At 74.0% G+C, this 12173-nt stretch carries 9 protein-coding genes; all 9 read right to left on the bottom strand.

Going from position 1 to position 12173, the window contains the following annotated elements:
- Window positions 1-60 precede the first annotated feature (60 nt).
- Window positions 61-2952 (bottom strand): PQQ-dependent sugar dehydrogenase, encoded by a 2892-nt coding sequence (locus tag C6361_RS31250; RefSeq protein ID WP_107269933.1) that lies wholly within the window; start codon window positions 2950-2952, stop codon window positions 61-63.
- A 356-nt stretch (window positions 2953-3308) separates the two neighbouring features.
- Entirely contained in the window at window positions 3309-4376 is a 1068-nt protein-coding gene (locus C6361_RS31255) for a polyprenyl synthetase family protein (protein WP_107269934.1), read from the bottom strand.
- Window positions 4373-5842 (bottom strand): alkaline phosphatase family protein, encoded by a 1470-nt coding sequence (locus C6361_RS31260; protein ID WP_107269935.1) that lies wholly within the window; start codon window positions 5840-5842, stop codon window positions 4373-4375. Before C6361_RS31260 ends, C6361_RS31255 begins: the two co-directional genes overlap by 4 nt.
- Window positions 5835-7067: a metabolite traffic protein EboE gene (gene eboE / locus C6361_RS31265; protein WP_107269936.1), complete on the bottom strand. Its 1233-nt coding sequence runs from the start codon at window positions 7065-7067 to the stop codon at window positions 5835-5837. The genes C6361_RS31260 and eboE overlap by 8 nt, the downstream gene beginning before the upstream one ends.
- Window positions 7067-7933, bottom strand: coding sequence for a TatD family hydrolase (locus tag C6361_RS31270; RefSeq protein ID WP_107264525.1), 867 nt, complete (start codon window positions 7931-7933; stop codon window positions 7067-7069). Before C6361_RS31270 ends, eboE begins: the two co-directional genes overlap by 1 nt.
- Window positions 7933-8595, bottom strand: a complete 663-nt coding sequence (locus tag C6361_RS31275) for an EboA domain-containing protein (protein ID WP_107269937.1) — start codon at window positions 8593-8595, stop codon at window positions 7933-7935. The genes C6361_RS31270 and C6361_RS31275 overlap by 1 nt, the downstream gene beginning before the upstream one ends.
- Before the next feature lie 80 nt (window positions 8596-8675).
- Window positions 8676-9575 carry a sugar phosphate isomerase/epimerase gene (locus C6361_RS31280; RefSeq protein ID WP_107269938.1) on the bottom strand — a complete coding sequence of 300 codons (900 nt, stop codon included), beginning with the start codon at window positions 9573-9575 and terminating at the stop codon, window positions 8676-8678.
- Between the two features lie 68 nt (window positions 9576-9643).
- A complete protein-coding gene (locus C6361_RS31285) occupies window positions 9644-10522 on the bottom strand; it encodes an SCO3242 family prenyltransferase (protein WP_107269939.1) in 879 nt (292 codons plus the stop codon).
- Entirely contained in the window at window positions 10506-11675 is a 1170-nt protein-coding gene (locus C6361_RS31290; protein WP_107263231.1) for an inositol-3-phosphate synthase, read from the bottom strand. The genes C6361_RS31285 and C6361_RS31290 overlap by 17 nt, the downstream gene beginning before the upstream one ends.
- Between the last annotated feature and the right edge of the window lie 498 nt (window positions 11676-12173).

A 12173-nucleotide genomic window follows, 5' to 3' on the forward strand; every position in this document is an offset into this window, starting at 1 on the left:
TGTCGAGGGCGGTGGGGAGGGGCGCCCGCCGGTGCCGGACGGGCGCCCGTCCGGGCTACGTCAGGGCAGGGTCCACTTCTGGTTGGCGGCGCCGGCTATGCAGTCCCAGAGGTGCACGTTCTGGCCGTCGGCGGAGCTGTTGTCGGAGACGTCCAGGCACTTGGCCGAGCCGGCGTTGCGCAGCGAGCCGTCGGCCTGCGGGGCCCAGTTCTGGGCGGCGGTGGAGTTGCAGGTCCAGAGCTGGATCTTGGTGCCGTTGGCGGTGCCGGCGCCGGAGACGTCCAGACACTTGCCGAGGGTACGCAGGGTCTGGCCGTTCCGGGTCCAGGTCTGGTGAGCCGATCCGGTGCAGCTCCAGATCTGCGCCTGGCTGCCGTCGGCGGTGCCGCCGCCCTCGATCTCCAGGCACTTTCCGGCCAGCCCGACGATCGGGCCGGTGCCGCCGCCCCCACCGGAGCTGCCGGTGTTGACGGTGAAGGCGTCCACGTCGTAGAGGGCGCCGGTGCCGGAGCCGGCGAAGGTCAGGTACATCGTGGTGGTGCCGGCCGGCGGGTTGCTTATCGTGCCGGTGACGGTGGTGAAGGTGTCCCAGCCGCCGGTGACCGGGACGGTGGCGCTGCCCAGTACGGTGCCGGTGGCCGAGCCGGCCCGGAGCTGGATGGTGCCGCCGGCCCCGGCCGACGAGACCCGGGCGCTGAACGAGGTCGCGTTCGCCAGCCGGTACGGCGTGAAGGCGATCCAGTCCCCGTTGTTGATGTCACCGACGGTCTGGCCGCCCTCGGCGGCGGTCTTGGCGAACTTGTTCACCCCGGACGAGGTCTCGTAGTGCTCGGCCTGCCGGCGCTTCGGGGTCAGCTCGTGCTGGCTGTGCGTGGTCAGCCCGCCCCGGTCGGTGTACTCCGCGTCGAAGATCGGGAAGATGTTCGCCGCGTCGTCGTGCTCGCCGTCGACCGGGATGGTGATGGTGCCGGAGCAGCCGGTGGCCGTGGTGATCAGGTGGCCGTGGCTGTCGTGCCCGAGGACGTAGTTCATCTTGACCCGGGAGCAGTCGATCGTGCCGTCCTCGGGGTCGCTGACGGTGATCGAGAACGGTACCGCGTCCCCGAAGGCGACGAGCTGCCCGGCGGCCGGGGCGGTGATGGTCACCGTCGGCGCGGTGTTGCCGACCCCGATGGTGACGCTGGCGGTGCCGGTGGCGCCGGCCGGATCGCGTACGGTCAGCGTCGCCGTGTACGTGCCGTTCGCGCTGTACGTCTTCGTCGGGTTCGCCGCCGTCGAGGTGCTGCCGTCGCCGAACGCCCAGGAGTAGCTCAGCGCCCCGCCCTCCGGGTCGGACGAGCCGGCCGAGGAGAAGTTGACGGTCAGCGGGGCGACCCCGGAGGTCGGGTTGCCGCTGGCCACCGCGATCGGGGCCCGGTTGCCGCCGCCGACGTAGTCGAAGCGGTAGAGCGCCGAGTTGGCGTCCCCGTTGAAGTAGCCGGTGCCGTAGTCGAGCACGTAGTACGAGCCGTCCGGCCCGAACGCCGAGTCCATCACCTGCTTGCCGACCCACGGGAAGGTGTCGATGGTGCCGGGCGAGCCGTCGGTGTTCAGGTGGATCGGCTTGATCCAGCCCCGGCCGAACTCGGTGGCGAAGAACTGGCCGTCGAAGGACTGCGGGAACTTGGTGGCCGACGGGTTCGACGCGTTGTACCGGTAGACCGGGCCGGCCATCGGCGACTCCGAGCCGCCGCCGAAGGCTGGCGGGGTGCCGGCGTCACCGGCGTACCGGATCCAGGCCGGGCGGGCGGCCGGCAGGGTGGACTGGCCGGTGTTCCGGAACGAGTTGTTGGTCGGCCCGCCGGTGCAGTTGTACTTCGCCCCGCTCGGCCCGTCCGGGAAGGTCCACTCGTTGTACGTCTCGGTGCTGGTGTTCGTGCCGGTGCAGTACGGCCAGCCGTAGTTGCCGGGCGAGGTGACCCGGTTGAACTCGACCTGCCCGCTCGGGCCCCGGTTGGCGTTGGTGGAGCCGGCGTCCGGGCCGTAGTCGCCGACGTAGACGTGCCCGGTTGCCTTGTCGACGCTCATCCGGAACGGGTTGCGGAAGCCCATCGCGTAGATCTCGGGCCGGGTGTTCGCGGTGCCGGGCGCGAAGAGGTTCCCGCTCGGGATCGAGTACGTCCCGTTGGCGTTCACCCTGATCCGCAGGATCTTGCCCCGCAGGTCGTTGGTGTTGCCGGCCGAGCGCTGTGCGTCGTACGCCGGATAGCGGTTGGTCCGCTCGTCGATCGGCGCGTAGCCGGCGGACTCGAACGGGTTGGAGTCGTCCCCGGTGGAGAGATAGAGGTTGCCGGCGGCGTCGAAGTCGATGTCGCCGCCGACGTGGCAGCACATCCCCCGGTCCGCCGGCACGTCCAGCACCGTCACCTGGCTGCCCATGTTGAGGGTGAAGTCGGCGTTCAGGGTGAACCGGGAGAGCCGGTTGACCCCGGCGAAGGGCGCGAACTGCGCCGCCGTGCCGGTGGCCGGCGCGTCACCGGCCGGGGTGGAGAGCGGCGGGGCGTAATAGAGGTAGATCTGCCGGTTGGTGGCGAAGCCGGGGTCGACGCCGACGCCCTGCAACCCCTCCTCGTCGTGGGTGTAGACCGGCAGCGTGCCGAGCACCGCCGTGTTGCCGGCCGCGTCGGTGCGGCGCAGCGTGCCGTTGCGGGCGGTGTGCAGCACGGAGCGGTCCGGCAGCACCGCGATGGTCATCGGCTCGCCCACCTCGGCGACGCCCCGGGCCAGGGTCACCTGCTGGAAGTCGGCGGCGTTGATCGGGTGTGCCGCGGCGGGGGTGGCCGGGGCGATCACCGCCGGGAGCGTGGTGGCGGCCAGCAGCAGCGCCGCACCGGAGGCCCACCGCCGTCGTCTCGAAGGGGCTCGACCGGCCAGCGGCCGGCGGGGCGGATGTGGATGGTCGGTGGAAGACATGGTCGTGCACTCCCGTCCTGAACAGTTGCGTACAGGCAGGGCGCTCGCCGTCGCGCCAGATGCCGTCGGGGTGGATCTCCGCCCGGGGGCCGCCGTTCCCGCCAAGCCGCGACCGTGGACCGGCATGGGCACACCGGTACGTCGATCGCTGTCGTGGGCAAACCGCGCCGTCGGTTACCTCGACGTAACAACTCTGAGCTGTGCTCGACACAGTAATTTCCATGTGTTGATGTGTCCATACCTTCTGCCACGTCAACATGAACTTTTGTCGACACGGCGAAAAGTTGCGCCGTCGGTGATCAACCGGCCGCGCTGGGTACCACTGTGGAGCCCGGCCGCTCCCCCGTCGTCGGCGGCTACAACTGCCGGTCGACGGTCTCGGCGGCCAGCGCGGCGAGCACGCCCGCGGTCTCCTCGCCGAGTGGCGTGTCGGCGAGCGCGGCCAGCGCCGCGTCGACACGTACCTTGATCATCTGCTCGATCCGGTCCAGCGCGCCGGTGTCGACGATGATCGCCCGCAGCTCGGCCGCACCCTCCGGATCCAGCTCCGGATTGCCGAAGAGCGCCTTCAACCGCTGCGCCTGGGCCCGGTCCGCACTCCCCCGGGCCAGCGCCATCATCACCGTCGGCTTCCCCTCCCGCAGATCCTCCAGAATGGACTTGCCGGTCAACGCCGGGTCGCCGAAGACCCCGAGCACGTCGTCCCGGAGCTGGAACGCGTCGCCGAGCGGGTCACCGAAGGCGGCCAGCGCCGCCAGCAGCTCCGGCGAGCCCGCCGCCAGCGCGGCGCCGATCTGCAACGGTCGGGTCACCGTGTAACGGGCGGCCTTCATCCGAATCACCGTCAGGGCGCTCGCCACCGAGCCGTCCCCCACCCCGGAGACCAGATCCAGGTACTGCCCGGCGATCACCTCGGTACGCATCGTCGCGAAGACGCCGTACCCCCGGTGCACCTCCTCGGGGGTGAGCCCGCACTCGTGGAAGAGCTGGTCCGCCCAGGCGGCGCAGAGATCACCGCAGAGCAGCGCGGTACTGCGCCCGTAGGAGGCCGGGTCGCCGCGCCAGGCCGACCGGGCGTGCAGGTCGGCGAAGAGCCGGTGCACCGAGGGCTCGCCCCGGCGCCGGTCACTGCCGTCCATGATGTCGTCGTGGATCAGCGCGAAGGCGTGGAACAGCTCCAGCGCGGCGGCGGCGGCCACGATCGGGGTACCGTCCACGCCACCGGCGGCCCGCCAGCCCCAGTAGCAGAAGAGCGGGCGCAGCCGCTTGCCGCCGGCCAGCACGAACCGGTGCAGGGTGGTGAAGACCCCCCGGGGTGCGCCGTCCGGCCAGTCCGGGTCCTGCCGGTCGAGGAAGGCGACGAGCTGGGCGTCGAAGCGCTTCCGTAGTTCCCCGAGATCCACCTCCGGCACGGTCGCCGTCATGACCGCCCTCCCCCGGCCGAGGCGGGATCGACACCGGCCGGACCGGCGGCGGCGGGGACGGCACCGGCCGGACCGGCGGCGGCGGAATCGACACCGGCGAGGCGGAGCAGCAGGCTCTTGACCTCGGTGGCCTGGTAGCGGTCCCGGGCCGCCGACCGGTCCGAACAGATCAGCACCGGACCGTCCGCCGGGTCGGCCGGCAGCCGGCCGTGCGAGCCGCGTACCGCCCGGGCGCCGGCATCCAGCCCCACCACGCTCATCAGGTAGCGCATCCCGAGCTTCTTCCGGGCCAGCGCCACCGCCGCCCGGCGCTTCGCCGCACCCGGCGCGGCCGGGTCGAAGAAGAGCTCCGCCGGGTCGTACCCGGGTTTGCGGTGGATCTCCACCAGCCGGGCGAAGTCCGGGGCCCGGGCGTCGTCGAGCCAGTAGTAGTAGCTGAACCAGGCGTCCGGCTCGGCGACCAGCACCAGCTCGCCGGCCCGCTCGTGGTCCAGCCCGTGCGCGGCCTTGCCGGCGGCGTCCAGCACCTCGGCGACCCCGGACAGCCCCGCGCAGAGCTTCGCCACCGCCGGCACGTCGGCCGGATCCTTCACGTAGACGTGCGCGATCTGGTGGTCGGCGACCGCGAACGCCCGGGACGTCCACGGGTCGAGATACTCCATCCCGTCCTGGGTGTAGACCCGGAGCAGCCCCTCGGCCCGGAGCAGCCGGTTCACGTCCACCGGCCGGCTCGCCTCGGTGATGCCGTACTCCGACAGCACCACCACGGTCGCGTTCCGGGCGGCCGCCGCGTCCAGCAGCGGGCCGAGTACCCCGTCCAGTTCGCTCGCGGCGGCCGCCGCCTGCGGAGACGACGGGCCGAAGCGTTGCAGGTCGTAGTCGAGGTGCGGGACGTAGACCAGGGTCAGGTCCGGGTTCTTCTCCGCCATGATCTGCTCGGCGGCCCGGCAGATCCACCGCGACGACGGCAGCCCCGCCCCCGGCCCCCAGTACGTGAAGAGCGGGAACCCGCCCAGCTTCCCGGTCAGCTCGTCGTGCAGCTCCGGCGGGTCGGTGTAGCAGTCGGGCTCCTTGCGCCCGTCGGCGTAGTAGATCGGCCGGGGCGTCACCGTCCAGTTCACGTCGGCGCCCATCGCGTACCACCAGCAGACGTTCGCCACGGTGTAGTCCGGGCGCTCCCGGCGGGCCGCCTGCCAGACCTTCTCCCCACCCATCAGCGCGTGGTGCTGCCGCCAGAGGAAGACCTCGCCCAGCTCCCGGAAGTACCAGCCGTTGCCGACGATGCCGTGCTCGGCCGGGAGCGCCCCGGTGAGCAGGGTCGCCTGCGCCGAGCAGGTCACTGCCGGCAGCACGGTGCCGAGTTCGGCCCGGCAGCCGGCGTCGGCCACGGCGCGCAGCCGGGGCATGTGGGCGAGCAGTCGGGGGGTCAGCCCGACCACGTCGATCACGACCAGTGGGTCAGCCATCGTGCCTCCTCGGCGCGGAAACGGGGGCGGCGGCCGGGCCGGCGGGCGAGGCGGAGTCCTCGGTCAGTCCGAGCGCGACCAGTTCGTCGCGGGCGAAGGCCAGTTCGGCGGCGATCCCGCCGGCCAGCTCCGCGTCCGATCCCGGGCGCTGCCCGGCCGGCAGCACCCCCCAGGTGTACGTCTCGACGTCCAGGTGGTCGCAGCCGGCGACCGGCCCGGCGAACAGCTCCCGCAGCGCGTCCCGGAGCACCGGCACGGTGGACTCCAGCGGCGCGGCGGGTACGGCGTGCAGCGGTACGTGGTAGTGCACCCGCCAGGCGCCGGGCAGGTTGGCGTCCAGCGCCGCGTCCAGGTCGTCGGCGGCGTGTGCCGGGTCGGCCGGGTCGGCGGCCCCTCCGCAGGCGTCGGTGCGGGTCTGGTGCAGGAAGCGCGGTTCGACGTACCCGCGCAGCACGTCGGCGGCGGCGACCGGGTCGGCGGCGGCCAGCGCGGCCGAGACCTGCACCTTCACCACCGGCAGCCCGGCGGCGCGGAGCCGGCCGAGCGCCTGGGCCGGATCCTCCCAGGCGCAGGCGAGGTGGGCCAGGTCGAGGCAGATGCCGAGCCGGTCGGTGTCCACCCGGGACAGTGTGGCGACCGCCTGGCCGGTCGACTCGACCACGCAGCCCGGTTCCGGCTCGAAGCCGACCCGGACCGCCCGGCCGGTACGCCAGGCGATCTGGGTCAGCCCGGCGGCCAGCTCGTCCAGCACCCGGGCCGCCCGGTCGGCCTGGCGCCGCTCCCAGGGCTGGCGCCAGGCCAGCGGCAGGGTGGAGACCGAGCCCCGGACGGCGTCGTCGGGAAGCAGGTCGACCAGTACGGTGGCCAGGTTCAGGGTGTAGACCAGCCGCTCCCGGGTGGTCCAGTCCGGGTGGTAGACGGCCTGCTTCACCACCGGCGCGTGGAAGGACTGGTAGGGGAACCCGTTCAGGGTGACCACCTCCAGCCCGCGCGCGGCCAGCTCGGCGCGCAGCCGCCGCCGGGTCTGCGGGTCGGCGGCGAGCCCGGCCGCCACCGGCGCGGCCAGCCACAGCCCCAGTCCGAGTACGTCGGCGCCGAGCCGTTCCCGGATCGGCACCGCGTACGTGTCGAGCTGTCCCAGCACCCCGGCCAGGTCCTCGGCCGGATGCACGTTGGTGCAGTAGCTCAGGTGCACCAGTTGCCCGTCGGCGTGCCGCAGCCGCATCAGCTACCGCCCCGCAGGATCGAGTTCCCCTCGAAGGTGCCGGGCGGCGCCGCGCCGGAGGACTCGTCCGCGTCTTCGAGGTCCAGCCGGCCGGACTGGCCGTAGAACTCCACCGGGTTGCGCCAGAGCACCCGGTCGACGTCGTCGTCGTCGAATCCGGCGGCCAGCATCGCCTCACCGGTGGCCCGGGTCAGCAGCGGATCCGACCGGCCCCAGTCGGCGGCCGAGTTGACCAGCATCCGCTCGGTGCCGTACTTCCGGAGCAGCTCGACCATCCTCGGCGGCGACATCTTCGTCTCCGGATAGATGGAGAAGCCGAGCCAGCAGCCGGTGTCCCGGACCAGCGGCACCGTCACCTCGTTGAGGTGGTCGATCACCACCCGGCCGGGGTCGAGCCCGGACTCGGCGACCACCGCGAGGCTGCGCTCGGTGCCCCGGGCCTTGTCCCGGTGCGGGGTGTGCACCAGCGCCGGCAGCTCGTGCTCGACCGCCAGGGCGAGCTGGGCGGCGAAGACCTCGTCCTCCTCCGGCGTCATCGAGTCGTAGCCGACCTCGCCGACCGCCACCACGCCGTCCTTGTCCAGATAGCGGGGCAGCAGGTCGAGCACCTCGCGGCAGCGCGGATCGTTGGCCTCCTTCGGGTTCAGCGCGATCGTGGCGTGGTGCCGGATGCCGAACTGGCCGGCCCGGAACGGCTCCCAGCCGACCAGCGAGTCGAAGTAGTCGACGAAGGAGGCGGCGCTGGTCCGGGGTTGGCCGAGCCAGAACGCCGGCTCCACCAGGGCGCGTACCCCGGCGGCGGCCATCCGTTCGTAGTCGTCGGTGGTCCGCGAGGTCATGTGGATGTGCGGGTCGAAGATCCTCATCACGCCTCCTCCGCGCCCGGCCCGGTCGGGGTCCCCGACCGGTCGAGCGTGCTCAGTCGATCCAGCAACGCGGTCGCGTCGGCCGGCATCTCCCGGCCGGCCGCCCGGCGCTCGTCGGCGAAGCCGGCCAGCATGCCGGCCAGCTCGGCGTCGGCCCGCTCGTCGAGCCTGTGCACGGCGGCCAGCGGGATGCCGGTGAAGACGCACTTGAGCACCGCCTGCCGCCAGGCGGCCTGGTCGAGCCGGTCGGCGTACGGGCCGAGGGCGGCGGCGACCAGCCGGGTGTCGTTGGTCCGGATCGCGTCGTGCAGCAGCGGCACCCCGGCGTCGCCGACCGGCAGCAGCGGCAGGGCCCGGAGTACCGCCCGCTTCTCGGCCGCGTCGCCCTCGCGGTAGCGGGCCTCGACCTGGCCGGGCAGCTCGGCCGGGGGCAGCGCACCGAGCAGCAGTACCCGGGCGGCGTCGTCGGCGGACCAGTGCGGCAGGTCGGGCAGGGGTGCCCGGCCACACCTGCGGCCGGCCGCGGCGAAGAGCCGGCCGATCGCGGACGGTTCGGCCCCGACCCGACGTAACGCCTCGGCCAGCCACGGGTCGGGCGGCCGCCCGTCGGGTACGGCCAGCAGTGCCGCCCGCAGTCGTTCCAGTTCCGGTTCCGGTTCCATCCGGTCCTCCCCAGTCTTTCCGGTGTGGATGGTGGTCGCGGTCCCCCCGGTGGTGGTGCTTCGTCAGTCGGGTGTGCCGGTCACCGCCCCCGGTCCGGCACGGCGCTGCCCCGCGCCTCGGTGAGCCCGGCCTCGGCGGCGGCGCCCCGGAGAAAGTCGATCGACCGCGCCGCCACGGTGGGGGCGGCGTGCGAGTGCCGGGGCAGCTCGACGGCGACCAGCCCGGCGTAACCGGCCTCGGCCAGCGCCCGCAGTACGGGCGGGAAGTCGATCTCTCCGGTGCCGAACTCCAGGTGCTCGTGCACGCCCCGGCGCATGTCGTCGATCTGCACGTTGACCAGGTGCGGGGCCACCTGCGCGACGCAGTCCGGCACCGGGTGGGGCTCCAGGCACCGGCAGTGCCCGATGTCGAGGGTGATGCCGAAGCCGGGCGGGGCGCCCAGGGCCTCCCGCAGCCGCCACCAGTCGGCGATTTCCGCCACCAGCATGCCCGGCTCCGGCTCGAAGCCGAGCGGCATCCCGGCGGCGTCCGCGACCTCGACCAGTTCGGCGCAGCCGGCGACGAGCCGGTCCCAGGCGGCCGCCGGTTCGACGTCGGCCGGTCGTACCCCGGACCAGAAGGAGACCGCCTCGGCGCCGAGGTCGGCGCCGATCGCGACGGCCCGGCGGAGGAACTCGACCCGCAGCGCGTTGTCGTCGTGCAGCAGCGTCGGGGCGTGCTTGTGCCAGGGGTCGAGCAGGTAGCGGGCCCCGGTCTCGATCACCACGCCGAGGCCGTGCGCGGCGAGGCTCCGGCCGACCGCCGCCACCCGGGCCGCCAGGTGCGGGCCGAACGGGTCCAGGTGGTCGTGGTCCAGGGTCAGCGCCACGCCCCGGTAGCCGAGGTCGGCGATGACCCGCAGCGCGTCGTCGAGGCGGTGGTTGGCGAAGCCGTTGGTCCCGTACCCGAACCGCAGCCCGGGCAGCGCGGCGGCGCTCATGTCGGGGACACCAGTCGGGCGAGCCGTCGCCCGCTGACCCGGTGCGGCGGCGGACCCGGCACCGGCGCTCATGTCGGCGACACCAGTCGGGCGAGCCGTCGCCCGATCGGGGCGGCGGCGGCCACCGCGACGCCGAGCAGCGCGGCGCCGGTCCGGGCGACCAGCGCGCCCTGTAGCGCAGGCAGGCCGGTGATGCCGGCGCCGACCGCGGCCCGGACCCGGGACGCCTGCGGGTCGGCCGCCACCCGGGCCTGCGCGCTGCCGTAGTGCAGGCCGTACCAGCCGGCGAGGGCGGCCGGGACCAGGGCGCCCCAGCCGGCCCGGTGGGCCGGGTCGGCGGGGCCGGGCCGGGTTACCGCGGCGGCGGCCACCGCGGCGGTACCGGCCAGGGTCGCCGCCGGCAGCGCCCGGGTCGCCCCGGAGACCTCTCGCCGGGAGAGTTCGGTGACCGTGTACGTGTGCGCGGCCACCGTCAGCGCCGCCGGTACCGCCCGGGCCACCCGGCCCCCGCTCGCGCCGAGCAGCACGTCCAGCCCCCGACAGGCGGCCATCACCGCCGGCCCGGCCGGGGTGTTCTTGGCCCACAGGTCGTACGCCCAGACCGCGCCGGCCAGCGGCACCGCCACGGCCAGCGCCCGGCGACCGCCGGCCAGCCCGGCGAGCCCGATCCCGGCGGCGGTGAGCCCGGCCGAGACGCCGAGGGCGAACCCCGGCGAGACCCGGCCGCTCGGGATCGGCCGCTCGGGCCGCTCCCGCGCGTCGAGTTCGCGGTCCGCGAGGTCGTTGGCGGCCATCCCGGCCCAGTAGAGCAGCACCGATGCCCCGGCCAGCCCCGGCACCCGACGGTCCAGCGCGTCGGCGGCGGCGGCCCCGGCCAGCACGTCCCCGGGGACGGAGAGCGCGGCCGGCGCCCGGACCAGCTCGGTCAGGTCACGCAGCGACGGCATCCGGGTCCCCCGAAGTCGGCTCGGCGTCGAGTTCCCGGACGAAGGCGCGCAGCGTGGCCCACTGTTCGGCGAGGGCGTGCGGCACCTCGCCGAGCGGATCCTTGAAGAAGAACGCCAGTTCGGTCAGCGGGCCGGCCCGGCCGGCCCGGTGCGCGGCGGCGGTCAGCCGGGCCAGGTCGAGCACCAGGGGTGCGGCGAGCGAGGAGTCGCAGCCGTGCCAGGTGAACTCCATCCGCATCGGGGTGCCGAGGAAGCCGGCGAAGGTGACCAGGTCCCAGGCGGTCTTGAAGTCGCCGATGTCGTCGACGTACTCGATCCGGGTGTTGCCCTGCGGGACGTAGCCGAGGGTCTCGCCGAGTACCCGCTGCTTGCTGGCGGACTTGGCCGCGTTCGCCGCCGGTTCGGCCAGGTTGGCGCCGTCGCCGCCGCCGAGCAGGTTGGTGCCGGACCAGCTCCGTACCCGCAGGTTCCGCATCGCGAACATCGGGGCGAGAACCGACTTCACCAGCGTCTCGCCGGTCTTGCCGTCGTGCCCGGCGTACGGGAGGCCGGCCCGGCGGGCCAGTTCGGCGAGGGCGGGGAGCCGGGCGCCGGTGGACGGGGTGAAGTCCACATAGGAGCAACCGGCGGTGAAGGCGGCGTAGGCGTAGGTGGAGCTGACCGGCAGTGGGCTGCCGTGGGCGAGCGCGGCGTCCAGTTCGGCGAGGCTGGCGTGTGCCGGGTGCGCCTGCGGGGCCGGCTCGGTCGAGGAGACGTTCACCACCACCACCCGGTCGAGCCGGTGCCGTTCGCGGAATCCGGTCAGGTCGGCGACGATCGTCTCGACGGCGGCCGCCTGTGGGCCACCGGTCGGCGCCGGCCGCAGCTCGGCCTCGACCGCACCGAACTCCTCGGCCAGCGCCGCGACCAGCCGGGCCGGCAGTACGCCCGCCTCGGCCAGCGCCTCGGCCTTCTTCACCAGCGGGGTGGTGGCGATGTCGTGCCCGCCGAAGACCAGGTCGGCCAGGGCCGGCAGGGCGGCGCTACGCAGGGCCGGAAGCTCGGTCACGCAGCCTGTCGGCTCGGCCAGCCCGGCCCGCAGGGCCAGCGCCCCGACCGTACTGGTCACGGCGACCGAACCACGCCCGCCAACCAGCCAGACACCCGTACGCATCAGTGCTCCTCCCTCCGGTGCCGGCACGGCCCTGGGCCGACCGGGGGTGTACTACGACGAACCGTGCCATGTGTCGGATCGGCCCATCGGGTCCACCTATCGGGACATCTTGCCTCGCAACTGTGAAAAGCGCCCCGCCCGCCCGACCGTCGCGGTGGAACATCCCGTGCGGCAGCGCCGGAGTCGGCGGCAACGACACTGCTCGGGTCCGTGACCGTGCGGGCGGACGGGGCTTGGTAGGCAGGGCCGGTCGGCGTCGCGGTCCTGCCTCCCCCGGTCCGGGGCGACCGGGCGGCGGGGGTTGCCGGCTCCGGTCGCGGGTCTCGCTGTGGAGTTGTGCCCCTCACCGGCCACTGTGGACGGCGGGGCGAAAGTCGTCGGGCGGCCCGGCCGGGTGGCCGGGACGGGTCGTGCTGCGGGGCCGCTGCGGGGGTCGCCTGCGGCGGTGGTACCACCGGCCGGGGGTTGGCCGGTGCGGTTCCGGCGTCCGGTGCGACC

It is taken from the genome of Plantactinospora sp. BC1 (assembly GCF_003030345.1).
Lineage (GTDB): Bacteria > Actinomycetota > Actinomycetes > Mycobacteriales > Micromonosporaceae > Plantactinospora.